The organism is Bacillus sp. FSL K6-0994 (assembly GCF_038630815.1).
In the GTDB taxonomy this organism is placed as follows: domain Bacteria; phylum Bacillota; class Bacilli; order Bacillales; family Bacillaceae; genus Bacillus; species Bacillus safensis.
Map to the genome: position 1 here is coordinate 1,361,909 of NZ_CP152043.1, position 26,100 is coordinate 1,388,008.

Genomic DNA, 26,100 nt, shown 5'->3' on the forward strand with positions numbered 1-26,100 from the left:
GGATATGGAGGAGTGAGAATGTCACAGAGAACAATTCAAAAGGTTCTAGTTGCAAACAGAGGGGAAATCGCTATCAGAGTCTTCAGGGCCTGTACGGAGCTCAACTTACGTACAGTGGCCATTTATTCCAAAGAAGACTCGGGCTCTTATCATCGCTATAAAGCTGATGAAGCATATCTAGTTGGAGAAGGGAAGAAACCGATTGATGCCTACCTCGATATCGAGGGGATCATCGAAATTGCAAAACGAAATGACGTGGATGCGATTCATCCAGGCTACGGATTTTTATCCGAAAACATTCATTTTGCAAGACGATGCGAAGAGGAAGGCATTCAATTTATCGGTCCAACTTCTCAGCATTTAGATATGTTTGGAGATAAAGTAAAGGCGAGAGATGAAGCGAAAAAGGCTGGTATTCCAGTCATTCCAGGAAGTGACGGACCAGTTGATTCGGTCGAAGAAGTCGAAAAATTCGGTGAAGAATACGGTTACCCGTTTATTATTAAAGCTTCACTAGGCGGCGGCGGCCGGGGTATGCGCATTGTCAGATCAAAAGAAGAGCTGAAGGAAGCCTATGACCGTGCGAAGTCAGAGGCAAAAGCTGCTTTTGGAAATGACGAAGTATACGTTGAAAAGCTGATTGAAAATCCAAAACATATTGAAGTGCAGGTGATTGGAGACAATCACGGCAATATCATTCATTTATATGAGCGTGACTGCTCTGTTCAAAGGCGGCATCAAAAGGTCATTGAAGTGGCGCCAAGTGTGTCTCTAACAGATCAATTGCGTGAAGATATTTGCGAAGCAGCTGTCCAGCTGGCCAAGAATGTATCGTACATTAATGCAGGGACTGTAGAATTCCTTGTTGCAAATGGAGAGTTTTACTTTATTGAAGTCAATCCAAGGGTGCAGGTAGAACACACGATTACAGAAATGATCACAGGTGTCGATATCGTTCAAACCCAAATTCTTGTTGCAAAGGGGCATAACCTTCACAGCAAAGAAGTTGGTATTCCAAAGCAAGAAGATATCTTTACACACGGCTTTGCCATTCAATCAAGGGTCACAACAGAAGATCCTTTAAATGACTTTATGCCAGACACAGGAAAAATTATGGCCTACCGCTCAGGTGGGGGATTTGGTGTACGTCTTGATACAGGGAACAGCTTCCAAGGTGCGGTCATTACACCTTATTACGACTCACTATTGGTCAAGCTGTCTACATGGGCGCTCACATTTGATCAAGCGGCTGCTAAAATGGTCCGAAATTTACAAGAATTCAGGATTCGCGGGATTAAAACTAACATCCCATTTCTTGAAAATGTGGCTAAGCATGAGAAATTCCTAAAAGGGGAATACGATACATCGTTTATCGACTCAACGCCAGAGCTATTTAATTTCCCTAAGCAAAAAGACCGCGGAACGAAGATGCTGACTTATATTGGTAACGTTACCATTAATGGGTTCCCAGGTATTGCGGAGAAAAAGAAGCCTCATTTTGACAAGCCAGACGTACCGAAGCTTCCTCTTAATCAAGAGATTCCGTCTGGAACAAAACAATTGTTAGATACGCATGGACCTGAGGGACTTGCCAACTGGGTAAAAGAACAAAATAACGTCCTTTTAACTGACACAACCTTTAGAGATGCGCATCAGTCTCTGCTTGCGACACGCTTCAGAACACATGATTTAAAGAAAGTTGCCCAGCCGACAGCAGGTTTATGGCCAGAGCTGTTTAGTATGGAAATGTGGGGCGGCGCTACATTTGATGTTGCGTACCGTTTCTTAAAAGAAGATCCTTGGGAACGATTGAAAGAGCTTCGTCATGAAGTGCCAAACACGCTGTTCCAAATGCTGTTAAGATCATCAAATGCTGTCGGATATACAAACTATCCGGATAATGTGATCAAAGCATTTGTAAAAGAATCAGCCGAGGCAGGCATTGATGTGTTCCGTATTTTCGACAGCTTAAACTGGGTCAAAGGCATGACGCTTGCCATTGATTCTGTTCGGGAATCAGGCAAAGTGGCAGAGGCGGCCATTTGTTATACGGGAGATATTCTTGATCCATCTCGTCCAAAATATGATCTTGATTACTATGTATCTCTTGCAAAAGAGCTTGAATCTGCCGGCGCGCATATTTTAGGTATTAAAGATATGGCGGGGCTATTAAAACCGCAGGCAGCCTACGAGCTAGTCTCTGCTTTAAAAGATGAGCTTACGATCCCTATCCACCTTCATACGCATGACACGAGTGGAAATGGACTGTTCACCTATGCAAGAGCGATTGATGCAGGTGTTGATATTGTGGATGTTGCCGTCAGCTCTATGGCAGGACTCACATCGCAGCCAAGTGCAAGCTCGCTTTATTATGCTTTAGATGGTCATGAAAGAAAGCCAGACATGAACGTCCAATCTGTCGAACGCCTTTCTCAATACTGGGATTCCGTCAGAAAATACTATCATGAATTTGAAAGCGGCATGAATTCGCCTCATACAGAAATTTATGAGCATGAAATGCCTGGCGGTCAATATAGTAACTTGCAGCAGCAGGCGAAAGGTGTCGGTCTTGGCGAGCGCTGGAATGAAGTAAAGGAAATGTACAGACGTGTGAATGACATGTTTGGTGATATTGTAAAGGTAACACCATCCTCTAAAGTAGTTGGAGATATGGCACTTTACATGGTGCAAAATGATCTAACAGAAGAAGATGTTTATGAAAAAGGCGCAACACTAGACTTCCCGGATTCTGTTGTGGAATTATTTAAAGGCTATTTAGGCCAGCCGCATGGCGGATTCCCAGAAAAGCTGCAAAAGCTGATTTTAAAAGGGGAAGAGCCTCTTACTGTCAGACCTGGTGAGAAGCTGAAGCCAGTGGACTTTGAAGACATTAAGAAGCAGTTCAAAGAATCTCATGACCTGACGTTAACAGAGCAAGACGCAATTGCGTATGCCTTATATCCGAAAGTCTTTTCTGAATTTGTCCAAACAGCAGAAAGCTATGGTGACATCTCTGTTCTTGATACACCAACGTTCTTCTACGGGATGAGGCTTGGAGAAGAGATTGAGGTAGAAATCGAAAAAGGAAAAACCCTGATTGTCAAACTCGTATCAATTGGTGAACCGAATCCAGATGCCACAAGAGTTCTTTACTTTGAGTTAAATGGCCAGCCGCGTGAAGTGGTGATTAAGGATGAAAGCATCAAATCCTCCGTTCAAGAAAAAATGAAGGCTGACCGTTCAAATCCAAATCACATCGCCGCATCGATGCCAGGCACTGTCATTAAAGTACTCGTGGAAAAAGGGCAGAAAATTTCACAAGGTGAGCATTTGATGATCAATGAAGCCATGAAAATGGAAACGACTGTACAAGCACCATTTTCTGCGGTCGTAGATGAAATACATGTGACAAATGGAGAACCGATTCAAACCGGTGATCTGTTAATCGTATTAAAGCCTGAATAAGAAGTGAGACACATCCACCGTGATGTGTCTTTTTTGAGCGCATTAAAATGTGCAGCAGCCAGTGAGAGTGATTACACTATAGAGTGAGGTGAAGAAGGTTGGACAACATTGTTGTGATTTGGTTTCGCCGGGATATGCGATTAGATGATCATATCGCCTTATCAAAAGCGATCACATATGCAAAAAAACACGAGTACAAATTATTTGCTCTTTATCATCTAGATCCATTTTTTACTGAAATGGACCTCGATTTAAACAACGAACATTTTTTTCAAAGCTTGGCGCATTTTATCAAGAAAGCAAGAGAATCTCAAATGTATGTTCATCTTCTCTATGGCGATGTCTTGCGTGCCTTTCAGCAAGTTATCGATGTGTATGACATCAAAGCTGTCTTTTTTAATGAAGATCAAGTGGGAATCGGTCAAAAGCGTGACCATCAAGTAACCGATTTTTTAGAAAAGAAGGGCATTCATGTATCAAAATGGCAAGATACACACCTTCACGGGGCGCAAGATATTTTAAAAAGGGATGGCACTCATTATCAAGTGTTTACTCCATACTATCAATCATGGCGAAAGCAAGAGAAGCAGCCTGTGATAAAAGTTGACAAATCATTTCTCAATAGCGCTCATACGATTTGTGATGAGTCACTTTCACACAAAGGGAATGACAAACTGCGCAGTCTAATCATGAGATGCTCAAGAAAATTTGATCAAATCGGCTCACACAAAGCGATGAACACGCTGCAAGACTTTATCCAAAAAAGACTAACACGTTACCATGAAAAACGAGATATTCCATCTGTTTTTGGAACGAGTAAGCTGTCACGTTTCTTAAAAACAGGGACCATCTCAATTCGAACGATCTTTCATGCGATTCATGAGGAGGGGCTGTTTGACGACGAGGGCAGAGAAACCTTTATCAAAGAGCTGGCGTGGCGAGATTTTTACCATATGATTTATGCTCATTATCCAGAGATGAAAGAAAAAGAAATCAATTCAGCATTTCAAGGAATGAAGATGAGACGCTGTTTGAAGCATGGTGTAAGGGTGAAACAGGCTTTCCTCTCGTTGATGCAGGGATGAGACAATTAAATGAGGAGGGCTGGATGCATAATCGTTTAAGAATGGTTACCGCTTCATTTTTAACAAAGGACTATTTGATTGATTGGAGAAAGGGAGAAGCGTATTTTGCAAAAAAGCTTGTGGATTATGATGAGGCTTCGAATATTGGAGGATTTCAGTGGGCAGCTTCTGTTGGGACAGATGCCGTGCCGTACTTCCGTATTTTTAACCCAACGACCCAGTCGAAGCGGTTTGATCCAAGCGGGGAATATATTAGAAGATATGTACCAGAGCTAGAGCATGTTGAGGAAAAATGGATTCATGAACCAAGTAAAATGCCGGTAGATGAACAACTGAAATCGAGCTGTGTGCTGGGTGATACATACCCGCTGCCGACAGTTGATCACAAGGAAAGACGCAAAAAAGCCATCTCGCTATTCGAAGAAGCAAAACGACAATAAAGAATCCCCCTCTCTACATGAAAGGGGGATACAATTTTTATCTAAATGGCTCTTTGCTTTCATATTTAAACCGGGCAATAAGTAAGCAGAAGTAGCATAGCACCCCAAACAAACAAGAAATAAAGAATGAATGAGCCAGCGCGTAACCAAGTGCAAGCTGAGAATAAACAGACATCACACCTGAAATGGCTTGAAGTGTAATGAGAATGGCTGAAATGATCCATCCATAATACAGCTGCTTCTGTTCTTTATAATGTTTCAGGGCATGGAACATAGCGACAAATATCCAGACGAATAAAAGAAGTGCTGCTGCTCGGTGAGACATTTGAACCCACTGATTAAAATACGCTGGAAGCGCACCGTCTTTTGAACAAAACGGGAAGACAGAACAAGCAAGGCTTGACTTTGTATGTCTCACATAAGCGCCCGTATATACCACGATATACGTATACGTGATCAACCCATAAATATGGAACTGCATTTTTTTGCCGATATGAAGCGGCTTCACAAGCTTTGTTTCAGATCTGGTTGCTTCAAAGACAAGAAGTGCAAGCAGTAATACTGAAGCAAATGAAATGAGTGAAATACCGAAGTGCAGTGCCATCACAAGTGCGTTAGAACCAAATACGACGGCAAGAGCTCCTAACAGCGCTTGAAGCATTAAAAATATAATGGACATGATGACCAAAAATTTGGTTTCACGGAATACTGGACTAATTTTTTTCCAGCATAAGACCGCCAGTGCCAGAACAAGAATGGTGGAAACCCCTGTTGACATGCGGTGACTCCATTCGATGATGGAAGCGGGGTTCATTTCAGGAAAGAAACGACCGTGGCAAAGGGGCCACTGTCTACCGCAGCCAAGACCCGAACCGGTTTTCGTCACAAGCGCACCGCCAATCAGCACGATCAGCATCACAAACGTTGTGATCACGCTCAATAGCCTTAAAGCAAATTTCATCAAATTATTTCACCTTCTCTAAAAAACTTCTGATGTAAATGAAAACCTCACATGCTCTCAAGTTTAAGCCAAATGCGTGTTCTGTTGCAATTCATAATGACCAAAGTTCACAAAAAAATGATATGTTAGTTCACAAAGTTTACAGATTTAGAGTGCTTGATCTTTCTTTGACAGTCTGATAGAAATAGAGGAGAGAATATTTCATTTTGCACCGCCTTCTGAAACACACATATATCCTAATAAATTCACGAAAAGTTCACAAATAACTTCAAGTTTGTCGTTTATTATTTAATAGGATGTTTTTTTACAGCTGTTTATCTTGTATGATAGAGTTGTAATGATTTTACGTGTCATTCGTTCGTTTGAAGGTTTGGGCAAGGGAGGTTATACACATTGGCAAATTCCAAAACAGCCGCGGAAGCAGCTATTCATGGACAAATAGAAGAAACAACAGCGTGGAAAGATTTTCTTGCTCTGATTAAAATGGGCATCGTCAATTCCAATTTCATTACGACATTTACTGGAATGTGGCTTGCTTTTTATTTTACAGGTATGAGTTTTCTTGGAAATCTTGATATTGTGCTGTTAACAATGATTGGTTCTTCTCTTATTATTGCCGGTTCATGCGCAATTAATAATGCGTTTGACCGTGATATTGATATATTAATGGAAAGAACAAAAACAAGACCGACGGTTACAGGTAAAATTCAGCCGGGGCAAGCGTATGCATTTGGCATTCTGCTTGTTGTATTAGGACTCATTATGCTTCTGATGACAACCATTACATCAGCAGTGATTGGATTTATTGGAGTCTTTACTTATGCGGTTCTTTACACCATGTGGTCTAAACGCCATTACACGATCAATACAGTTATCGGAAGTGTATCTGGCGCGGTTCCGCCATTAATCGGCTGGACAGCTGTCACAGGTACAATCGACACAACGGCTTGGGTTTTGTTTATGATTATGTTCATTTGGCAAATCCCGCACTTCCTGTCACTTGCGATTAAGAAAACGGAAGATTACCGTAAGGCGGGCATTCCAATGCTGCCAGTTGTTTACGGCTTTGAAGTCACAAAACGCCAGATCATCATTTGGACAGCATGTCTTCTACCGCTTCCATTTTTCTTAGGTGGATTAGGATGGCCGATTGTCGCACTTGGTACATTGCTTAATATTGGATGGCTTGTTATTGGCCTTATGGGCTTTAAAATGAAAGACATCATGAAGTGGTCGACGCTCATGTTCGTTTATTCATTAAACTACTTAACCATCTTTTTCGTAGCGATGATTATTATTACACTATTCTAGAGTGAAATACACTTTGATCACATCAAAACAAAGGCTATATCTTATAACACAACATTTTCTAACAACTATGAAAGCCGCCTGATATTCAGTTCTATTTAGGCGGCTTTCTGTTTATACATAGATGGTATTTTGAGTAAAAACATCATTTTTTTATGAAAAGAGGAAATGTAAGTGCTTTTATAAGAGGCGGGGGTTATAGATGGGTGAGAAGTGATTTTATAAATAAGAGGTAAAAAGCGAAAGGCAAAGGAGATCAAGCAAAAGGGGTTGGGACAAATTATGATAAGAAAATGGCGTGTTTATTCACTGTTTCTCTTACTGACGCTCGTTTTGGCGGGCTGTGGTGAACCATACTTATCAACACTCAAGCCAGTTGGGGAAGTAGCAGATAAACAGTTTTTCCTAACGGTACTGAGTACACTTATTATGGTTCTTGTCGTCATTGTTGTATCGATCATTTTCTTTTACGTCATCATTAAATTCAAACGTTCTAAAGTGGGAGAAGATACGATTCCAAAGCAGGTGGAAGGGAACCGCAACTTGGAAATCACATGGACAGCGATTCCGATTCTTCTACTCATTATTCTCGTTGTACCTGTTGTTGCATACACGCTTGAACTAGGGGACACAAGCGCTATGGATAAGAAAAAACGAGATCCTGAAAAGACACTTGTTGTTAATGTAAGGGCCAGCTTATATTGGTGGGAATTTGAATACCCTGATTATGGGATTGTCACAAGTCAGGAATTGATCGTACCAACAGATCAAAAGGTGTATTTTAAGCTGAAAGCATCCGATGTCAAACACTCATTCTGGATTCCATCGGCTGGCGGTAAAATTGATACAAACACAGATAATGAGAACAAATTTTATTTAACCTTTGACTCGAAACGAACGAAAGATGCAGGGGAATATTTCTACGGGAAATGTGCGGAGCTTTGCGGGCCGTCACATGCTTTAATGGACTTTAAAGTTAAAACGCTTTCTCAAGATGAGTTCTTAGGATGGACGAAAAAAATGGCTGATTACAAGAAGCCTGAATCCACAAAGGATCTCGCTTTAGAGGGTGAAAAGCTATTTAAAGAGAAAAACTGCTTAAGCTGTCACGCAGTAGAGCCTGGTGACAAGCGGCCGGAAGCAGCAAGGACAGCACCAAACCTTGCGACCTTCGGAGAGCGAACGAAAGTAGCTGGAATCAAAGACATGAACAAAGAAAATGTGAAAGCATGGCTGAAAGATCCGGAAAGCTTTAAACCAGGTAATAAAATGACAGGAACGTACCCTAAATTAAATGACTCAGAAGCAGATGCACTTTACGAGTATTTAAAAGGTCTTAAAATCGAGTAACAACTAGAGCAGATATTCAAGAGGGTATGTGATCGATGTGAAGTTTTTGTTAAGAGCTCCCGAATATGTCTCTACAACCGAGAAGCCGTCATCTGTCAGACATAGTCTGCTTAAAGGATCGTGAAGAAAGACATCTATATGAAAAGGGGCAAATGGGAGATAAGAGGGGGATTTCATGGTGAGTACAATAGCTAAAAAGCGGGGGTTTGGCGCTGTCTTATGGGATTACTTGACAACGGTTGACCACAAAAAAATTGCCATATTATATTTAGTGGCAGGGGGATTTTTCTTTTTGGTTGGCGGGATAGAAGCGATGTTTATCCGTATTCAGCTAGCCATCCCTGAAAGTGATTTTGTCAGTGCAGGGGTTTACAATGAAATCATGACGATGCATGGAACGACAATGATTTTCCTTGCAGCTATGCCGCTTTTATTTGCATTAATGAATGCGGTTGTACCAATTCAAATTGGTGCACGTGACGTAGCATTTCCGTTTGTGAATTCACTTGGTTTTTGGTTATTCTTTTTCGGAGGAATTTTCTTAAACCTTGGATGGTTTATGGGCGGAGCACCTGATGCTGGCTGGACTGCATACGCTTCGCTCACGCTGAATTCAGAAGGGCATGGAATGGATTTCTATATTTTAGGTTTGCAGATTGCGGGTATTGGTACGCTGATTGCCGGGATTAACTTTCTTGCAACGATTATTAATATGAGAGCGCCTGGCATGACGTATATGAGAATGCCGCTCTTTACTTGGACGACATTTGTCGCCTCTGCACTTATTTTATTCGCATTCCCGCCGCTGACAGCAGGGCTTGCGATGCTGATGCTTGATAGAATGTTTGACACGAGCTTTTTCAATCCAGAGCTTGGAGGAAATACAATCATCTGGGAGCATTTGTTCTGGATTTTCGGACACCCGGAAGTATATATCTTGATCCTGCCGGCATTCGGAATCTTCTCTGAGATCATTCCGGTGTTTGCAAGAAAAAGATTGTTTGGTTACTCGTCCATGGTGTTCGCTACTGTATTGATTGGTTTCCTTGGATTCATGGTATGGGCGCATCACATGTTCACTACGGGGCTTGGACCTATCGCCAATGCGATCTTTGCTGTAGCGACCATGGCAATTGCGGTGCCAACAGGAATTAAAGTATTCAACTGGCTGCTCACGATATGGGGCGGTAATGTTAAGTTTACAACGCCGATGCTTTATTCTGTTGCCTTTATTCCGTCGTTCTTACTTGGCGGGGTAACTGGGGTCATGCTTGCGGCAGCTGCAGCGGATTATCAGTTCCATGATACGTATTTTGTTGTGGCGCATTTCCATTACGTCATTATCGGCGGGGTTGTATTCGGTATTCTAGCAGGTGTGCATTACTGGTGGCCGAAGATGTTTGGAAAAATACTGAATGAGAAGCTTGGAAAAATTGGCTTTGTGCTGTTTTTCATCGGTTTCCATTTAACTTTCTTTATCCAGCATTTTCTCGGTCTATGGGGCATGCCGCGCCGGGTCTTTACATTCCTGCCAGGTCAGGGTCTCGAGCTTGGGAACTTGATCAGTACGATTGGGGCACTGTTTATGTTTGTAGCTGTTGTGATCATGCTGATTAATATCATCTGGACAACAGCCAAAGGGGAGCGTGTATCGAGCGATCCTTGGGGAGATGGAAGAACACTTGAATGGGCAGTGTCTTCGCCTCCGCCAGAATACAACTTTAAACAGCTTCCGCTTGTTAGAGGACTAGATCCATTATGGATTGAAAAAATGGATGGTAAAAAAGGAATGACAGCATCTGAACCGGTCGATGATATTCACATGCCGAATAACTCCATCTTGCCTGTCATTATCTCATTCGGTCTATTTGTGTCAGCGTTTGGTTTCATGTATCGTCAAGAGCACAGCTGGGGGCTTCCGGTGATCTTCATTGGTCTTGGCATTACGTTTGCGACCATGCTGGTTAGGTCTCTGAAAGATGATCATGGATACCATATTCACAAAGAAGATTTGACTGACGACGATGATAAAGGGGTGAAAGCATAATGGAACCACAAAAAATGACGGCGGAAACCTTTCCGGCTTCTCCTGAGAAGGCCACGTTAGAAGGGAAGAATAAGTTTGTCGGGTTCTGGCTGTTTCTTGGAGGAGAAACCGTTCTGTTTGCATCGCTTTTCGCCACTTATTTGGCGCTGAAAAACTCAAATGCAGGCGGAGCAAAAACAACTGATATGTTTGACCTCACACTTGTCTTTATTGCCACAATGCTTCTATTAACGAGCAGTTTAACGAGTGTGTATGCCATGTATCATATGAAAAACTTTGCCTTTAAAAAGATGCAGCTTTGGCTTGGTATCACGGTCCTTTTAGGTGCTGGATTTTTAGGGGTTGAGATTTATGAGTTTTATCACTATGTGCATGCGTATGAGTTTACGATTACCAGCTCAGCTCTTGGTTCTTCCTTCTATACACTTGTAGGAACTCACGGAGCTCACGTTGCCTTCGGACTTTGCTGGATTACCGCTCTTATGATTCGAAATATGAGACGCGGACTTGATTTATACAATGCGCCGAAATATTATGTGGCAAGTCTCTATTGGCACTTCATTGATGTTGTGTGGGTCTTCATCTTTACCGTTGTATATTTAATGGGAATGGTGGGATAAGAATGGGAAATAAAAACACAAATCAGTCCAAAGTCGATCTTGTATATCGTAAAAAGAAAAATGCCGAGGAAATGAAGCATCAGCTCATTTCCTTCGGCTTGATGATTGGATTAACATTTGTTGCGTTTTTAACGATCGCCTCAGAAGACGTTGGAAATTGGTTCGCAGTACCATTTATTTTACTGCTTGCAGGCATTCAGGTAGCTTTTCAGCTTTATTATTTTATGCACATGAACCAAAAAGGGCATGAAACACCCGCCTTGTTTCTATACTCAGGTGTGTTTGTTGCGTTTATTACCGTATTAGCCTTTTTGACCATTATATGGTGGTAAACCCGCTTTGCCCTTGAAGGAGGCGCAGCAATGGAGAACTTAGAAATATTCGGATTTCGGGCATTATGGAGCCCTTATTATTTGACTTGTATTGTGATAGCAGCTGCTCTTTATCTGCTTCTTGTGACAAAGGGAAAGCACCGTGCGACGGTGAAAGAGAAAACGTTATTTCTGACGGGGCTTGTTCTGTTATATGCTGTGAAAGGGAGCCCAATTGATTTAATGGGGCATATTATGTTTAGTGCACATATGGCGCAAATGGCGGTGCTATACCTAGTCATCCCGCCTCTCCTTATTACAGGATTGCCTCCAGCCATATGGGAGCGGATCATTCAAACACCAGGTATTCAAGCTGTTTTCCGTTTGTTTTCCAAACCTTTAATTGCACTGCTTGGATTTAACGGATTGTTTTCGCTGTATCACATTCCGCTTGTGTTTGATTTTGTGAAAACAGATCCGTTTTACCACGCATTGATGACGGTGGTTATTTTTATCGCTGCCTTTTTCATGTGGTGGCCGCTTGTCCATAAAGTCCAAAGTCAGCCGCAGATCACAGGCATTTTGAAGCTTGGATATATCATGGCAGACGGGATATTGATGACTCCGGCCTGCGCACTCATCATGTTTAGTGAGGCACCGATTTATGCAACCTATTCAGATGCAGGCGCCTGGATACAAGCACTGCATTTATGTGTGCCAAGTGATATGCTTGCTGGCCTTGCTCTCACTGGCCCTGATATGTTCCACACCTTGCCGCTGCTAGAGGATCAGCAGCTAGGTGCCATTTTAATGAAAATTATTCAGGAGATTGTGTACGGCTCTATTCTTGCTGTTGTCTTCTTTGACTGGGCAAGAAAAGAAAGAGCGAAAGATGCCGTACCAGATGCGCTTATTCCGAAATATGAATAAAAAAAGCACAGCCATCTGGCTGTGCTTTCATCTAGGGCTAAAATAAAGAATATTTTAGCCCTTTGTTTTATGCTTCAGCCGTCATGGCTTCTAGTTTTTCCTTCAGCTGTGCAAGTGTTTTTTTGCTCGATTGGATGAGAGACTTAGGGAATTCTTCGCCTTCGCCGTATTCAACGCCATGTGGATAATAGTGTTTTCCAAGTAATGGTGTTAGAAGCTGAATGTGTGCCTTTTTGGCACCGACATCTCCTTCAGTAGCGTAGCCGGAAATCCGTAAATAAAAGGTTCCCTCTACCATGCTGTACTTTCTGTCGTACGTCACACGCTCATAATCCCATTGATCGGCTCGTACAAATCCTTCGCTTTCCATAATGAAATCTAATTTATTTAAGTCAGCTGATACCTCTTCAATCCCCGTACCTTCAAACTTCACCCAAAACCCCTCCTTATAAAATTTCCCTTTACTGACAATCATAGTATGAAAGCGTTAAACTTTCAACTGTGAAAGGTATGTTCTTTTATAAGCTGGTTACAGTAATAAAGAAAATAACGGATGGAGGAATCAACGTGAAAACGAAAAAAATCAAAGATATTATGACAAAAAAAGTAGTGACATGTCAGCAAGATGACAATACGTATGAAGCAGCAGTCAAAATGAGAGATGCTGATATCGGTGCCATTCCAGTGGTTGACGGAGATCAGCTCGTTGGGATAGTGACAGACCGTGACCTTGTGCTTAGAGGCATTGCAGAAAAGAAGCCAAACTCACAGGAAGTGGGCTCGCTGATGACAAAGGAAGTACTAACAGCTGAAGAAGATGCAACACTTGAAGAAATTGTCCGGCTCATGTCAGAGCATCAGCTCCGCCGCATTCCTGTTGTTAAAAACGGCGCATTAACAGGGATTGTCGCTCTAGGAGATTTATCAGTCGAAGATTTATCAAATGATCGCGCGGGAGAGGCACTGACAGAAATCTCTCAACAGGATCAAGATCATGGACAAGGATTTCTTCATTAAGAGGGGCATATTTTAAATTCGTGTTAAATAGGCTGTATTGTCGTTGATAAATGGAGCAAGTTTTGTTTAAATGACAGTAGAAGGTACTTTTTGTACCTTGCCAATTTAACGGAGGTGTTTATTTGAAAACTGTGCTCAAAACACTCCTCATCCTCCTGATTATATCTGGAACGTACGTTCTGTTTATTCAATATGGATCTTCACCAGAAAAAGAAAACAGCAATGAACCGAAGGTGTCTAATGAAGAAACATCTAGCGATAAGCCGATCAACATCCCAAAAAAGGGACTCATGTCCTTTATGGGGAAATCTTCAAACGAAGTGCTTAAACAGCTGGGAGAACCAGATCGCATTGATCCTTCCGCATATGATTATGACTGGTGGATTTACAACCAATCGAAGAAGCACTATATTCAAGTAGGGGTAAAGGATAGTAAAGTGGTGACCTTGTTTGCAACAGGAGACGGACTGAATGTAGAACCGTTTAAAATCGGTCAAGCCACAAGTGAAGTATTTAAGAAAACACAAATTGCACCTTACATTCATGTAGAGGATGAACAAAATTCATACCGCTTTGAATTCTCAGAAGATGATATGAATACAAGACCCACTGTGAAAGTGGGAGATGATGTGTATGTTCAGCTTTACATGGATAAGTTTGAAAGCACCCTTTCAAGTATCAGGGCCTTCAACGCAGATACATTTGTGAAACAAAAGCCGTATGAGGTGGTCTATCGAGGTCAATTGATAGAACCTGAGGCGATATCAGGTGAAAAGTGGAAAGATATCGAAGCTTCCAGTCAAAAACAAATTTTTGATATGACCAATATTATCCGCCATAAGTACAACCTGCCGATCTTAAAGTGGGATGATGAAACCTCTGAAGTGGCCTTCATGCATAGTGAGGACATGAAAGAGAATCATTATTTCTCCCATGAATCTAAAAAATACGGTACGCTGAAAGACCGGTTAGAAAGAGGCGAGGTGGGCTTTCAGCTCGCAGGTGAAAACATTGCTTATAACTATGTCGATGGACCCGCAGCGGTAGAGGGCTGGCTCAATAGTGAAGGTCACAGGAAGGCGTTATTAAATAAAGATTACACGCATCTTGGCGTAGGGGTAAAAGAAAAATATTACACCCAAAATTTCATCAAGAAAACATCTTAAACGAAAGCAGCTGCATGGTCGCAGCTGCTTTTTTGATGGTTAAAAAGAGGCTCACCAAAACAGATGCTGATGTATATAGTATAGTAGGCATTTGTATGGGGGGTGAGGATATGACAAACAAGCAAAAACAAACATCCATTGATGAATTTAAACAATTCGTCAGACGCCATCCGAAGTTAATTCAAGAAGTGCAATCGCAAGAAAAAAGCTGGCAAAGTGTATACGAGAATTGGGTCATGTTTGGTGAGGAAGATGAGATGTGGTCACCTTACCGGCAATTGAAATCTGAAGATGCGAAAGAAGAAAAAGCCTCTAAGCCAAGTGAAACAGGAAAAGCAGATTTTATGTCTAAAATGGTTTCTGCTGTGAAAAAAATGGACGCTGATCAAATGAATGAACAGATTAACAAAATGAGCCAGTCTATTTCCTCTTTACAAAGCTTACTCGGCCAATTTTCATCCAATGGTTCAAAGAAAGGTTCATCTGGAGGCAGTCAGCACCCATTCTCCTTCAGGAAAGATTAAGTGAAAGGGGATGCTTCTGGTGCGAAAAGAAGTACAGGAATTTGTCATGGCCGAAGAGGAGCGAATCAAATTCATAAGGCAGCGTCCTATCTGGTACAGACAGCTGACGCGGCATCCTGAAAATCTAACGTCCTTTGAATTAGATAAAATGAACTTTTACGAAAAAACCATTCCTCATCGTGTGAGTCAGTTGAGCAATAGCGTCCAAATGGCTGAAATGATGATTCAAATGTTCCAAGCAATGCGCAATCAAAATGGAGCCGGCTGAGGCTTTTTTTGAGTTGATTAAGATGTCTATTTCCTGAGCATCCTATAAAAGTAGATGAAAGGAGAATCAGATGATGAAATGGATGCTGTCAATAGGCGCATTGCTTTTTCTTGTCACCGGGTGTCAAAGTCAACATGGAGAAGAGCAAGTGATTAAGCAAGACCCAGCAGTACCAGTCATGCAGCAAGCCCAAAGCGAAATGAAGCAGCAAGGCTTTTTGAAATACAAAGTGCAAGGGGCATCTGTCTATATAGAAAGTACACTTCAAGATTTTCATCTTCAGCCAGAGCGTCTGAAAAAGAACGAGAAGGCGGGATATTTTACAGTGTATGTAGACGGGAAACGTGCAGGGAATGAGTATACCGCGGCATTTGTGGTCAAGCATCTTTCAAAAGGAAAGCATAAAATGACCGTTGTGCTGAATTCCCGTCATCCAGAATATAAACAGAAAAGAGAAACATGGGATGTATTTGTCACGTAAAAGCATTTTCTGATCCATAGGTTTCGTGGTAAACTATGAATTGGAGGTGCAACATTTATGTATGCGACAATCGAATCTGTGGAGCTCCAAGAGGAAGCAAATCAATTGGCTGCCATGATTCTTCAGTCGGAGGAGGCTGAACATTACCGCAACTGCTTTAAGCGTCTCCAGCAAGACGAAGAAGCCCAACAAATTATTGCCCATTTTACAAAAGTAAAAGAGCAGTATGAGGATGTGCAGCGGTTCGGCAAGTATCATCCGGACTATAGAACGATCTCAAAGGAAATGCGTGAGGTCAAAAGAAAGCTAGATCTTCACGATACAGTGGTTGATTTCAAAAAAGCAGAAACAGCGATTCAATCCATCTTAGATGAGATTAGTATTGAAATCGGTCAAGCTGTATCAGCATATATTAAAGTTCCAACAGGGAACCCATATTTTGATGGTCTATCATCATGCAGCGGCGGCTGTGGATCAGGTGGCAGCTGCGGCTGTAAAGTATCTTGACGAGACTTGAATGTCTCGTCTTTTACATAATGAATGAAAAGAATTGAAAAGCGGCAGGTGAAAAGATGGAAACCAAACGTCAAGGGATGGTTGTCTGGCTGCATTCGTTAAAGCAGTCAAAAGCGCTAAGAAAATTCGGGAATGTTCACTATATTTCAAGGAAAATGAAATATGCCGTGATCTATTGTGATATGGATGATCTTGAGCGCCATATGGCTAAACTCAGCTCGTTACCATTTGTGAAACGTGTTGAGCCTTCATATAAACCTTTTATTAAATTAGAGTACGAATCCAAATTGGACAAAGCAAAAGAGTATGATTATAAGGTGGGCTTTTAAAGACACAAAAAAATCCCCGCGGCATCACCCGCGGGGTCCTTCTATTCTTAATGATTCATTAAGGAGAAGGCAAAGGGAGAGGAGAAACCGGAGGAAGAACTTATGGGGAAACGTAAGTCTTCTCCGCGGTTGGCAACAGCACCACATCAGATGCTGTTATAAGTAGTATGACCCCGGATTTCGTGATCTATACATAGAAAATGAATGAATATCCGCGCATTGTTCCTTGAGGAGTGATGTGGTAAGATAATGTTGAATTTTTTGTCATAAACAATGACGAATAGAAGCAAGCAGAAAAAGTGGTGGAAAAATGAGAGTCATCTCTGGAACGAGAAAAGGCCGCACACTTAAAGCGGTACCAGGTCAATCAACAAGACCGACGACAGATAAAGTAAAAGAATCAATATTTAATATGATCGGCCCGTATTTTGATGGCGGATGGGCTCTTGATTTATTTGCAGGAAGCGGTGGTTTAGGGATTGAAGCGCTTTCTAGAGGAATCGATCATTGCATATTTGTTGATCGAGATATAAAGGCGATTCAGACGATTAAAGGAAACCTGAATCAATTGTCGCTAATGGATCAAAGTGAAGTGTTTCGAAATGAAGCAAAGCGTGCACTCGCAGCTGTTGTGAAACGAGAGGAATCCTTTCAAGCCATTTTCCTTGATCCGCCCTATAAAGATCAACAGCTAAAAGCACTTCTTGAAATGATTGACGAGCACGCCTTGTTAACAGATGACGGCGTGATCGTGTGTGAGCATGATAAAGATGTGAAGCTGCCAGAAGAAGCAGGGCAGCTCCACATCACAAGGCAGGAACTGTACGGATTGACTGGTATTACGATCTATAGAAAGCGGGGAAATTAGCATGGGGAACATAGCCGTTTGTCCGGGCAGCTTCGATCCAGTTACATTGGGGCATTTGGATATCATCAAAAGAGGTGCAAAGATTTTTGATGAAGTGTATGTATGTGTATTAAATAACTCATCTAAAAAACCGTTATTTACTGTTGAAGAACGGTGTGAGCTTATTCGCCAAGCGACGAAGGAGCTGCCAAATATCAAAGTTGAATCGTTTCACGGCCTGCTTGTTGATTATGCAAAGCAAAAAGAAGCCAAAGTCATTTTACGCGGATTAAGGGCTGTGACGGACTTTGAGTATGAGATGCAAGGCACCTCAATGAACAAAGTGTTAGACGATGAAATTGAAACGTTTTTTATGATGACCAACAATCAATATTCCTTCTTAAGCTCCAGTATTGTCAAAGAAGTAGCGAAATATCATGGGGCAGTCAAAGATCTTGTACCAAAAGAGGTAGAAGCAGCGCTGAAGGAAAAATTTAATGGATGAGTGCACCCAGCACTCATCCATTTTTTAATTTCCGATAGTACAGTGCGATATACACAATCAAGCTGCAAAGTGTGATCAAAGGACCAGCTGTCACAAGCTGATTCCAAACCACGCTGCTGAACATGACGACCTGCTGGCCTGCCTCAAAAGCACCCGCTGGGAGAGCCATGTCTGATCGAGAGACATAAAGAGGCTTGAATAATAAAAAGGCAAAAACAGCTGCATAAATTCCGTGAAGCAAACGGGCGAAGAAAAACGGTTTAAAGCGGATATCGGTTGCCGCCAAAATGCCGGCGACTTGGGCTTGAACAGAAAACCCGCTGAATCCTAAAATAAAGCTGACGACAATGGTTTTAGCGAGAAGGGTGACTTCCTGTGACCCCGTCATCTGGCTTCCTAATGTGATTTCAAATAAACCGGCAATCATGGCAAGGTCTAATTCTGGCGGAAGATGCATCGTTTGCAGCATATATCCGAGCCCGATGGATAAAAGGTCTGTCACATGGACAACTGACAGCATTTTACTAAACACAGAAAATAAGATAATAAAGCCGCCAATCATAAAGAGTGTTTGGACTGATGACATGACTGCATCACTTAAAATTTGGCCGAGCGGTCTTTTCTCTGCGAGTCTTGCTGTATGAAGAGCATTGAATGCCTCTTTAAACGGCGGGAATAAAAACTTCTTGCGGCTTCTTAGGTGTGCATCATGCCGCGCCTTATATCCCCGCATCGTCACACCAACAGCGAGATTCCCTAAATAATGAGCGCTGGCGAGTACAATGCCTAAAGCTGGATGATGAAAAAAACCAACAGCCACCGCACCGAAAATAAACAATGGATTCGATGAATTTGTAAAAGAAACGAGACGCTCTGCTTCGATTCTCGTCAACTGCCTTTCCTGCCTGAGTCTTGTTGTTAATTTTGCTCCAGAAGGAAAACCTGAAGCCATTCCCATAGCCAGTACAAATCCGCCTACACCCGGCACCCGGAAGATGGGGCGCATAAATGGCTCTAATAATACCCCGACAAATCTGACAATCCCGAAACTAATTAATAGCTCGGACAAAATAAAAAAAGGAAGCAATGATGGAAATACAACCTCCCACCACATTGCAAGTCCATTTTTCGACGCTTGCAAAGAGGCTTGTGGATGTGTAATCACAGTGGCTGTTAAAAAAATAAAAAAAGCAGCGATGAACAGAGTGTTCCATTTTTTCATGGAGATTTCGCCCCTTGCCGTTATGATCTATTGGCGAGCTCGTGATATTAGAAAAAGAAACTAGCCGAGCCTGTCTTCTATTACTATACGAGCAGTAGGGGCATGTTTAGACCTATAGATTCGTATATATGCATAGAAAGAGGAGGGTGGATTTTCATGAAGCGACCGATCATCGGGCTTGCACTAGGCTCCGGGGGTGCGAGGGGAATGGCGCATATCGGGGTATTGTCTAGTCTTGAGAAGCAAGGAATACAGGTAGATATGATTGCTGGAAGCAGTATTGGCGCACTTGTTGGGAGCTTTTATGCGGCAGGACAAGACGTAGAAAAAATGAAAAAACTTGCACTTGTCTTCAGAAGAAAGTATTATGCTGACTATACACTGCCAAAAATCGGTCTTTTAAAAGGAAATCGAATTTTGCAGCTGATTCACACGTTTACATATGGGAAAACATTCGAAGAATTAAGAATGCCCCTTGCGGTGGTTGCCTGTGACCTCGAAACAGGGGAGAAGGTTGTGTTTAAAGAAGGGTCTGTCTCACAAGCAGTCAGAGCAAGCATCAGCATTCCAGGCGTGTTTGTTCCTCACGAAATGGGCGGCAGACAGCTAGTGGATGGAGCGGTTGTTGACCGCATTCCTATGTCTGTTTTAAAAGAAATGGGCGCAGACCTTATTATCGCCTCTGATGTATCAAGGGTGAAAAAAACAGAAAAGGCGACGAGATTATCGGATGTGATTATGCAAAGTTTGGACATCCTTCAAAATGAATTGGTCCGTCATCAAACCATTCATGCAGATCTCATGATCCGGCCGAGGCTTGAAACATTTAGCTCTAGTTCGTTCACCCAGGTTCAGGAGATGATTGAAGCTGGTGAGCTCGCCGCAGATCAACTAGCAGGTAAACTGAAAGATGTCATTGATAAATGGGAGTGTTAATCGAATGAAAAAATTGAATATTCGCTGGCTCAGCTTTTTTGTCGTTGTTCTTGTCTTATTTGGCTTAACTTTTGTTAAACTGCCGTATTACGTGACAAAGCCGGGTGATGCAACAGAGATTGCCCCTCACATTCAAGTGGACGGTGGATACGGCGAGAAGGGCAGCTTCTCTCTTATGACGATAAAAGTAGGTCCAGCCAATCCGTATACGTATTTACTTGCGAAAATGAATAAATATGACGAGATCGTCCCAGAAGAAAATATTAAAGCGGACGGAGAGTCGGATGAAGATTATATGAAAAGACAGCTTCAGCTGATGAAAAGCTCTCAAGAAAATGCCATGATTGCAGCGTATACAAAAGCAGGCAAAAAAGTAGATTATACGTTTAATGGGGTATATGCGAGCTACGTCATGAAAGGCATGCCTGCTTATGGCAAAATTGAAGTGGGCGACCGGATTAAAAGCGTTGATGGCAAGACGTATGATTCTGCTGATAAAATGGTGTCGTATATCAGCCGTCAAAAAGCTGGTACATCTGTCCGTTTTGTCCTTGAACGAAACGGCAAGGATATCACGCAGAAAGTGAAGTTAAAACCTTTTAAAGAAGAGCCGAACCGAGTTGGAATTGGCGTATCATTATTTACAGACCGAAATGTGAAAGTCTCGCCTTCCATTAAGGTCGATATTGAAAATATCGGCGGCCCGTCGGCAGGTTTAATGATGTCACTTGAAATTTATAACCAGCTAACAAAAGAAGACGAAACACATGGCTATGCGATTGCAGGGACTGGAACGATTGACGCTGATGGTACGGTCGGGCCAATTGGCGGAATAGATCAAAAGGTTGTTGCAGCAGATAAAGCAGGAAAAGATATCTTCTTTGCACCAAACGATAAAGGTGATCCAAATTCAGACTACAAAAATGCAGTGAAAACAGCAAAAGATATTAAAAGTAATATGAAAATCGTTCCTGTGGACACAATGCAGGACGCACTGAACTATTTAAACAAGTTAAAAGAGAAAGCATCTTAAGTGAAAAAAGAGCAGCCTTTATCACAGGCTGCTCTCAGCGTGTAGACAAACCCTCGCATTCGGTGTCAGGTCTCTGCGCCGGTACTCACGAATGTCAAATTCGCTCCGTTCCGGTGCTCGCCCTTCCTAGACTTCAAAGGTTTTCTATCACGCTGAAAAGAGGACAAAGGACTAAAATAAAGATCCTTTTAGCCCTTTGTCAACAATCAGAGAGCAGCCTTAGGCTGCTTTTTTTATCGAGATTGGAAGAGACCAGTCTCTTCATCATAGCGGATCGGTGAGGTTTTAAATTCTGCTTCTGTTAACTTTGTTTGCATTGGTTCGCTGATGGGAAGGCTGAAGACGCGGGAAGCGCGAATGTCAAGATCAAGGGCAGGATGTGAAAAGGAAGACAGCTTGCTGACAAGCGGTACGTCCAATTCCTTTTTTACAAGAGATAAGTATTGCTGACCTTTCTTTGACATACCAAGTAAACGAATGTATGGTGCTTGTTTCTCTTTTAGCAGCTCATGCATGACCGTTTTCTTCACCCTCATTAAAAGGTGCGTATTCATCCGCTGCAGCCTTGTCCACGTATATCGTTTTGTTTTCACAAGTGATAGATATTCCTCGTAGGAGGACGCATGTGTGATCGCCTTTTGCATGCGGTGTTCGATGCCTTCTTCAATTTCATAGATGCCTTCTAGTTCTGCTGTATCCATTGTGTGAAACACATGTTTTAAGAAGCTGAAATAGTCTTCTTGCGTATGTAAAAGATCATAAGAAGAATAATAGTCATGTAATTGCTTAAGCGAGGCTTCCGGGAGATAAGAGGCGACAGTTTCAAATGTCCCATTCTCTTTTATGGCTTTTCGGATGCTTGTAGCGCTTGCGATTTTCTGATGTTTAGGAAGCTCTTGATCATGATAACCGGATGCAATTCTTTGAGAGGTAAAGGGCTCTATGTGAGGAGATCTCTCTAAGATGGCTTTGACATAATGGAAGCCTAAAATGTTATTAGGCCTAGACAGATCCAGTAAGTGTTTCGGATCAATGACCTCTTGAAACGCAGCGGCAGCGGCAGCCGGATAACTAAGACCTTCTTTTACCTTTGCTTTTGTGAAAAGGTCGATTTCTTCTTTTTTCTCATGCCAAGCGTGAGCTGTTCGCTCAAATGCTCTGATGTTTCCGTCCTCACTTCCGAAAAAAAGGGAGCGGCATTTTAAAGCATCTAGAATAGACACAGCGCCGTTTGCGAAGGTTTCTGCCTTTTGCACTGCATATATGTATGGAAGCTCACACACGATGTCTACACCGTTTTGCAATGCCATTTTTGTTCGTGCCCATTTCGAGACGATAGCGGGCTCTCCGCGCTGGAGAAAGGATCCGCTCATGACGGCAATGGCTACATCTGAGGAGGTATGTGTTTTCGCCTGGCGAACATGATAGGCATGTCCATAATGAAATGGATTGTACTCGACAACAACTCCTGTTGCTTTCAATAGATGTTCCGCCTTTCTTGCTATGGTTAAATGGTCTATGCTACAGTAGCATAAGGGAAAAATGAAGCCCATTTTTTTCAGTGTAGGCATTCCGTGAACTGATGTCAAACAACGCTCTGACATCACAAAGGACTGTAAAGAAAAAATATTGACAAATAGCATGATGAAAGCTATAATCATGTTTGTTGCTCTTAGAGGTGATACAATTGAAATGGACAGTTTATCAGTTACATCAAAAAGCTAAAAACAGCTTCGATTTTCATGAGACGGTTGACTTAAATGAACTTACTAGCCTTCATTCAGATATACGTCGTATTTCACCGGTAGAGGTGAAAGGGACTGGAGTGATCGAATCAAAGCAAGTCGCATTTGATTTAACCATCACAGGTGAAATGACATTGCCTTGTTCAAGAACGCTTGTTGATGTAAATTATCCATTTGCGATTTCAACGAAAGAACTATTTGTACTTCATAAGACAGACGATATAGAAGATGAAGACGTATCTGTTGTAGAAGACGATATCATCGACTTAACGCCTATAGTCAAGGAAGAAATTCTTCTTGAAGTGCCGATGCAAATCTTTTGCGACCAAACAGACGTAAAAGGTGCTGCACCACAGGAAGGGAATGACTGGGCGGTCATTTCGGAAGATGCACATCAAAACCGAATTGATCCGCGTCTGGAAGGCTTGAAGAAGCTCTTAGAAGAAAATAATGAATCTTAACTCTTTAAGGAGGTGGGAATAATGGCTGTACCTTTTAGAAGAACTTCTAAAATGAAAAAAAGATTGCGTCGTACGCATTTCAAACTACAAGTACCTGGTATGGTAGCTTGCCCAGAATGCGGTGAAATGAAAATTTCTCATCGTGTCTGCAAATCTTGCGGAACATACAAAGGCAAAGACGTAAAAAGCAACTAATGCTTGATAAAAAAGCGTAAGGGAATCTTCCCTTGCGTTTTTTTATTTGTCTATTTTTTAGGTTTCTCTCCTGCAAATAGTCTATCTACTCTAGTAAGCGCATATGATGTGGTATTCAGATTCAGGGGGGATGATCAATTGACGATTACAAGGCAGGACGCATGGACACAAGATGAAGATTTACTTTTAGCAGAAGTCGTCTTAAGGCATATTCGAGATGGAGGAACGCAGCTTTCCGCATTTGAGGAAGTCGGGAAAGCATTGTCAAGAACAGCGGCAGCATGTGGATTCAGATGGAACTCATACGTCAGAAAACAATATCAGGCAGGCATTGAGCTGGCGAAAAAACAGCGGAAAGAACTGCGTAAAAAGATTGGAATTCATTCCTCGGGTTTACCACAGAATACGTTAACGATAGAAGAAAAGGCAGCTTCAGATCAGGCTGAATTGACCTTGCGAGAAGTGATTCAGTTTTTAGAGAAGCTTGAAAAAGAACCTGCTGGCTCTGCTTATTTACGCGAAGAACTGGCGGACACGCAGCATCAACTGAAGTCGCTCACAGAAGAAAATGAACATTTGAAGCGGCAATTAAAAATGACGGAAGAAGACTACCGGGCACTTATTGGGATTGTTGAAAGAGTCAAACAGAATATCAACTTAAAAGAATATGCTAAATAAGAAAACGCCCCTCACAGAGAAAGGAGGGGCGTTTTGCCATCAGTGATTAAGCGGATTCACCTGTATTCTTTTGAATATGGGCAGGTTCCCAGATGAGTGGATTTTCACCTTTGTCGCGTTCCATATCATATTTTACCGCTTCAAAGCCCATTTTATCCCAAAAACCAGCAGATTTGACGCGTGGATTGGTCCGGATTGGCAGTCCGAAAGATTTGGCGAAATCAACAAGTGCTTCGCCGTACCCTTTACGTTGATACCCAGGAAGCACTTCCAGCTTCCACAGCTCTAAATAATCATGATTGTGGTCAAAATACGTTGTCGTCGAGCCGTCCACTTGATAAAGGCTCATACGTGCAACCAGCTTATCTCCAAAATAAATCCCGTAAAATGGAGAGTTGCTGTCATTTTCAATCATATTACTTTCAAGGTCTTCAAGCATGGATAGTTCTTGTATGCCATATTCCTTAAATTGTTTAAATTCCTCTAAAGTTTTGTAATTGATTAGAAGTCGTTTTACTTGTGTCATATGATCTTCCCCCTTACACACATAATGTTGACAGTGATGTCGTTGAAGGCGTTTTCATCCCATCCGCCTCAAAAAGTTTTTACACTTATTATTATAGTTTTTAAATTAAAAAAATTCAATCGCGGCGCGCCATCTGCTTTTTGCATCGCGGCTTGAAACTGTTAAAATGGTTGATATGATGAAGTAAACAGAAAAAGGGAAGTGCGGCAGTTGAACATTGGAATCATTGGCGGCGGTGCGATTGGTCTGCTTTGTGCCAGTTATTTATCACAGCATCATGACATCACTGTTTTGACAAGAAGAAAAGAACAAGCAGAGGAGATTCGAACATCAGGTATTAAGCGAACGGTAAAAGGAGACACATTCCTGGCGTCTGCGGAGGCAAGGGCAGGGATTACAGGAGTATTTGATCTGCTGATTGTGACGGTGAAATATCACCAGCTGCAAGAGGTGCTTGATGAACTATCCACATTACCTCGTCAACGAATCTTATTTTTACAAAATGGCATGGCCCACTTATTAGATTTAGAAAACTGGGACACGCCGCATTCGATATATATCGGTGTTGTAGAGCACGGGGCGATGAAGGTATCAGATCATGCAGTAAACCATACAGGGATTGGTGTCATCAAGTGGGGGGCTTTTCATCCTGAGGATGCAGCTGCTGTGAGAAATGCTTTGAATGAAATGCCGGCCCAATTTCAGATGATTTATACGGATGAATGGAAAAAAGTGCTGGAGGAAAAACTGCTGGTCAATGTCTGTATTAACCCGCTCACGGCTTTATTGCATGTGAAAAATGGAGAATTGATCGCAACTCCTGCATATGAATACATGATGAAATGTGCATTTGAGGAAGCATTGTCCATTCTAGGTCTGGCTGAAAAAGAGCGGCTCTGGTCACACGTCGTTTCCATTTGTAAGAAAACGGCCGCCAATCAATCGTCAATGCTTCAAGATATCGTCAAAGGCCGTGAAACCGAAAGAAAAGCCATCGTTGGCTATCTTTTAAAAAAGGCTCAAGCTCAAGAAATTCTGGCGCCACATCTTACTTTCTTCAATCGAAGCTTGGAAGTATTGGAAAAAAAGCAAACAAAATCTTTTGAGTGAGCTCATTTACATGCTATACTTTTT

General features: G+C 42.0%; 27 protein-coding genes and 1 pseudogene. 23 read left to right on the plus strand and 5 right to left on the minus strand.

Features of this window, described 5'->3' with window-relative positions:
• Positions 1 to 18: 18 nt before the first annotated feature.
• Positions 19 to 3,465, plus strand: a complete 3,447-nt coding sequence (gene pyc, locus MHB69_RS06995; protein ID WP_327827899.1) for a pyruvate carboxylase — start codon at positions 19 to 21, stop codon at positions 3,463 to 3,465.
• A 134-nt stretch (positions 3,466 to 3,599) separates the two neighbouring features.
• Positions 3,600 to 4,990: pseudogene (locus MHB69_RS07000) on the plus strand (deoxyribodipyrimidine photo-lyase).
• Between the two features lie 37 nt (positions 4,991 to 5,027).
• Here MHB69_RS07000 and MHB69_RS07005 read toward each other — a convergent pair.
• Positions 5,028 to 5,951 carry a heme A synthase gene (locus tag MHB69_RS07005; RefSeq protein WP_041118118.1) on the minus strand — a complete coding sequence of 308 codons (924 nt, stop codon included), beginning with the start codon at positions 5,949 to 5,951 and terminating at the stop codon, positions 5,028 to 5,030.
• 393 nt (positions 5,952 to 6,344) lie between these two features.
• Here MHB69_RS07005 and cyoE point away from each other — a divergent pair, with 393 nt between their 5' ends.
• The 6 genes from cyoE to ctaG all read left to right on the plus strand — a co-directional run bounded on the left by cyoE (position 6,345) and on the right by ctaG (position 12,517).
• Positions 6,345 to 7,262 (plus strand): heme o synthase, encoded by a 918-nt coding sequence (cyoE, locus tag MHB69_RS07010; protein ID WP_034281660.1) that lies wholly within the window; start codon positions 6,345 to 6,347, stop codon positions 7,260 to 7,262.
• 279 nt (positions 7,263 to 7,541) lie between these two features.
• Positions 7,542 to 8,609, plus strand: coding sequence for a cytochrome c oxidase subunit II (gene coxB / locus MHB69_RS07015; protein ID WP_034281662.1), 1,068 nt, complete (start codon positions 7,542 to 7,544; stop codon positions 8,607 to 8,609).
• 175 nt (positions 8,610 to 8,784) lie between these two features.
• Positions 8,785 to 10,656 carry a cytochrome c oxidase subunit I gene (ctaD, locus tag MHB69_RS07020; protein WP_342496109.1) on the plus strand — a complete coding sequence of 624 codons (1,872 nt, stop codon included), beginning with the start codon at positions 8,785 to 8,787 and terminating at the stop codon, positions 10,654 to 10,656.
• The gene (gene ctaE / locus MHB69_RS07025) at positions 10,653 to 11,276 is read left to right on the plus strand and encodes a cytochrome c oxidase subunit III (protein WP_087977219.1); all 624 of its coding nucleotides are present in this window, start codon (positions 10,653 to 10,655) and stop codon (positions 11,274 to 11,276) included. The genes ctaD and ctaE overlap by 4 nt, the downstream gene beginning before the upstream one ends.
• Positions 11,277 to 11,278: 2 nt before the next feature.
• Complete coding sequence (gene ctaF, locus MHB69_RS07030) at positions 11,279 to 11,608, plus strand: cytochrome c oxidase subunit IVB (RefSeq protein WP_024426910.1); 330 nt, start codon at positions 11,279 to 11,281, stop codon at positions 11,606 to 11,608.
• A gap of 30 nt (positions 11,609 to 11,638) precedes the next feature.
• Entirely contained in the window at positions 11,639 to 12,517 is an 879-nt protein-coding gene (gene ctaG, locus MHB69_RS07035) for a cytochrome c oxidase assembly factor CtaG (RefSeq protein ID WP_034281665.1), read from the plus strand.
• Between the two features lie 67 nt (positions 12,518 to 12,584).
• Here the strand turns inward: ctaG and MHB69_RS07040 are convergent, their stop codons facing one another.
• The gene (locus tag MHB69_RS07040) at positions 12,585 to 12,950 is read right to left on the minus strand and encodes a YugN family protein (protein ID WP_024426911.1); all 366 of its coding nucleotides are present in this window, start codon (positions 12,948 to 12,950) and stop codon (positions 12,585 to 12,587) included.
• Positions 12,951 to 13,111: 161 nt separating this feature from the next.
• Here MHB69_RS07040 and MHB69_RS07045 point away from each other — a divergent pair, with 161 nt between their 5' ends.
• The 9 genes from MHB69_RS07045 to coaD all read left to right on the plus strand — a co-directional run bounded on the left by MHB69_RS07045 (position 13,112) and on the right by coaD (position 18,170).
• Positions 13,112 to 13,534: a CBS domain-containing protein gene (locus MHB69_RS07045; protein WP_029707658.1), complete on the plus strand. Its 423-nt coding sequence runs from the start codon at positions 13,112 to 13,114 to the stop codon at positions 13,532 to 13,534.
• Between the two features lie 122 nt (positions 13,535 to 13,656).
• Positions 13,657 to 14,700 carry a CAP domain-containing protein gene (locus MHB69_RS07050; protein WP_024426913.1) on the plus strand — a complete coding sequence of 348 codons (1,044 nt, stop codon included), beginning with the start codon at positions 13,657 to 13,659 and terminating at the stop codon, positions 14,698 to 14,700.
• 110 nt (positions 14,701 to 14,810) lie between these two features.
• The gene (locus MHB69_RS07055) at positions 14,811 to 15,224 is read left to right on the plus strand and encodes a YlbD family protein (protein WP_061109800.1); all 414 of its coding nucleotides are present in this window, start codon (positions 14,811 to 14,813) and stop codon (positions 15,222 to 15,224) included.
• A 19-nt stretch (positions 15,225 to 15,243) separates the two neighbouring features.
• Positions 15,244 to 15,492 (plus strand): YlbE-like family protein, encoded by a 249-nt coding sequence (locus MHB69_RS07060; RefSeq protein WP_024424278.1) that lies wholly within the window; start codon positions 15,244 to 15,246, stop codon positions 15,490 to 15,492.
• Positions 15,493 to 15,562: 70 nt separating this feature from the next.
• Complete coding sequence (locus tag MHB69_RS07065) at positions 15,563 to 15,973, plus strand: hypothetical protein (RefSeq protein WP_340898775.1); 411 nt, start codon at positions 15,563 to 15,565, stop codon at positions 15,971 to 15,973.
• Positions 15,974 to 16,030: 57 nt separating this feature from the next.
• Positions 16,031 to 16,480, plus strand: coding sequence for a YlbF family regulator (locus MHB69_RS07070; protein ID WP_061109802.1), 450 nt, complete (start codon positions 16,031 to 16,033; stop codon positions 16,478 to 16,480).
• 65 nt (positions 16,481 to 16,545) lie between these two features.
• The gene (locus MHB69_RS07075; RefSeq protein WP_024424276.1) at positions 16,546 to 16,818 is read left to right on the plus strand and encodes a YlbG family protein; all 273 of its coding nucleotides are present in this window, start codon (positions 16,546 to 16,548) and stop codon (positions 16,816 to 16,818) included.
• A 280-nt stretch (positions 16,819 to 17,098) separates the two neighbouring features.
• A complete protein-coding gene (gene rsmD / locus MHB69_RS07080; RefSeq protein WP_342496227.1) occupies positions 17,099 to 17,686 on the plus strand; it encodes a 16S rRNA (guanine(966)-N(2))-methyltransferase RsmD in 588 nt (195 codons plus the stop codon).
• Position 17,687: 1 nt separating this feature from the next.
• Positions 17,688 to 18,170, plus strand: coding sequence for a pantetheine-phosphate adenylyltransferase (gene coaD / locus MHB69_RS07085; protein WP_024426917.1), 483 nt, complete (start codon positions 17,688 to 17,690; stop codon positions 18,168 to 18,170).
• A 13-nt stretch (positions 18,171 to 18,183) separates the two neighbouring features.
• On the opposite strand, the gene ylbJ is transcribed toward coaD, so the two are convergent.
• Entirely contained in the window at positions 18,184 to 19,392 is a 1,209-nt protein-coding gene (ylbJ, locus tag MHB69_RS07090; protein WP_120207105.1) for a sporulation integral membrane protein YlbJ, read from the minus strand.
• A gap of 156 nt (positions 19,393 to 19,548) precedes the next feature.
• On the opposite strand from ylbJ, the gene MHB69_RS07095 reads away from it, so the two are divergent.
• Complete coding sequence (locus MHB69_RS07095) at positions 19,549 to 20,328, plus strand: patatin-like phospholipase family protein (protein ID WP_342496110.1); 780 nt, start codon at positions 19,549 to 19,551, stop codon at positions 20,326 to 20,328.
• A 4-nt stretch (positions 20,329 to 20,332) separates the two neighbouring features.
• A complete protein-coding gene (locus tag MHB69_RS07100) occupies positions 20,333 to 21,361 on the plus strand; it encodes a SepM family pheromone-processing serine protease (RefSeq protein ID WP_024426920.1) in 1,029 nt (342 codons plus the stop codon).
• Between the two features lie 233 nt (positions 21,362 to 21,594).
• Here MHB69_RS07100 and MHB69_RS07105 read toward each other — a convergent pair whose 3' ends face one another.
• Entirely contained in the window at positions 21,595 to 22,842 is a 1,248-nt protein-coding gene (locus tag MHB69_RS07105) for a nucleotidyltransferase (RefSeq protein ID WP_342496111.1), read from the minus strand.
• 206 nt (positions 22,843 to 23,048) lie between these two features.
• On the opposite strand from MHB69_RS07105, the gene MHB69_RS07110 reads away from it, so the two are divergent.
• The 3 genes from MHB69_RS07110 (at position 23,049) to gerR (ending at position 24,440) form a co-directional block, all read left to right on the plus strand.
• A complete protein-coding gene (locus MHB69_RS07110) occupies positions 23,049 to 23,567 on the plus strand; it encodes a DUF177 domain-containing protein (RefSeq protein ID WP_019743276.1) in 519 nt (172 codons plus the stop codon).
• A gap of 21 nt (positions 23,568 to 23,588) precedes the next feature.
• The gene (rpmF, locus tag MHB69_RS07115) at positions 23,589 to 23,762 is read left to right on the plus strand and encodes a 50S ribosomal protein L32 (protein ID WP_008354700.1); all 174 of its coding nucleotides are present in this window, start codon (positions 23,589 to 23,591) and stop codon (positions 23,760 to 23,762) included.
• A 138-nt stretch (positions 23,763 to 23,900) separates the two neighbouring features.
• On the plus strand, positions 23,901 to 24,440 hold the full coding sequence (gerR, locus tag MHB69_RS07120) for a sporulation-specific transcriptional regulator GerR (RefSeq protein ID WP_176967451.1): 540 nt from the start codon (positions 23,901 to 23,903) through the stop codon (positions 24,438 to 24,440).
• Positions 24,441 to 24,486: 46 nt separating this feature from the next.
• On the opposite strand, the gene MHB69_RS07125 is transcribed toward gerR, so the two are convergent.
• Positions 24,487 to 24,966 (minus strand): N-acetyltransferase, encoded by a 480-nt coding sequence (locus tag MHB69_RS07125; RefSeq protein ID WP_007499784.1) that lies wholly within the window; start codon positions 24,964 to 24,966, stop codon positions 24,487 to 24,489.
• Positions 24,967 to 25,176: 210 nt separating this feature from the next.
• Here MHB69_RS07125 and MHB69_RS07130 point away from each other — a divergent pair, with 210 nt between their 5' ends.
• On the plus strand, positions 25,177 to 26,076 hold the full coding sequence (locus tag MHB69_RS07130; RefSeq protein WP_214755223.1) for a 2-dehydropantoate 2-reductase: 900 nt from the start codon (positions 25,177 to 25,179) through the stop codon (positions 26,074 to 26,076).
• Positions 26,077 to 26,100: the final 24 nt, after the last annotated feature.

Coding starts and splice junctions, on each gene's coding strand:
- pyc (WP_327827899.1), top strand. CDS start 19: ATGTCACAGAGAACAATTCAAAAGGTTCTAGTTGCAAACAGAGGGGAA.
- MHB69_RS07005 (WP_041118118.1), bottom strand. CDS start 5,951: ATGAAATTTGCTTTAAGGCTATTGAGCGTGATCACAACGTTTGTGATG.
- coxB (WP_034281662.1), top strand. CDS start 7,542: ATGATAAGAAAATGGCGTGTTTATTCACTGTTTCTCTTACTGACGCTC.
- ctaD (WP_342496109.1), top strand. CDS start 8,785: ATGGTGAGTACAATAGCTAAAAAGCGGGGGTTTGGCGCTGTCTTATGG.
- ctaF (WP_024426910.1), top strand. CDS start 11,279: ATGGGAAATAAAAACACAAATCAGTCCAAAGTCGATCTTGTATATCGT.
- ctaG (WP_034281665.1), top strand. CDS start 11,639: ATGGAGAACTTAGAAATATTCGGATTTCGGGCATTATGGAGCCCTTAT.
- MHB69_RS07045 (WP_029707658.1), top strand. CDS start 13,112: ATGACAAAAAAAGTAGTGACATGTCAGCAAGATGACAATACGTATGAA.
- MHB69_RS07055 (WP_061109800.1), top strand. CDS start 14,811: ATGACAAACAAGCAAAAACAAACATCCATTGATGAATTTAAACAATTC.
- MHB69_RS07065 (WP_340898775.1), top strand. CDS start 15,563: ATGATGAAATGGATGCTGTCAATAGGCGCATTGCTTTTTCTTGTCACC.
- MHB69_RS07070 (WP_061109802.1), top strand. CDS start 16,031: ATGTATGCGACAATCGAATCTGTGGAGCTCCAAGAGGAAGCAAATCAA.
- MHB69_RS07075 (WP_024424276.1), top strand. CDS start 16,546: ATGGAAACCAAACGTCAAGGGATGGTTGTCTGGCTGCATTCGTTAAAG.
- coaD (WP_024426917.1), top strand. CDS start 17,688: ATGGGGAACATAGCCGTTTGTCCGGGCAGCTTCGATCCAGTTACATTG.
- ylbJ (WP_120207105.1), bottom strand. CDS start 19,392: ATGAAAAAATGGAACACTCTGTTCATCGCTGCTTTTTTTATTTTTTTA.
- MHB69_RS07095 (WP_342496110.1), top strand. CDS start 19,549: ATGAAGCGACCGATCATCGGGCTTGCACTAGGCTCCGGGGGTGCGAGG.
- MHB69_RS07100 (WP_024426920.1), top strand. CDS start 20,333: ATGAAAAAATTGAATATTCGCTGGCTCAGCTTTTTTGTCGTTGTTCTT.
- rpmF (WP_008354700.1), top strand. CDS start 23,589: ATGGCTGTACCTTTTAGAAGAACTTCTAAAATGAAAAAAAGATTGCGT.
- MHB69_RS07125 (WP_007499784.1), bottom strand. CDS start 24,966: ATGACACAAGTAAAACGACTTCTAATCAATTACAAAACTTTAGAGGAA.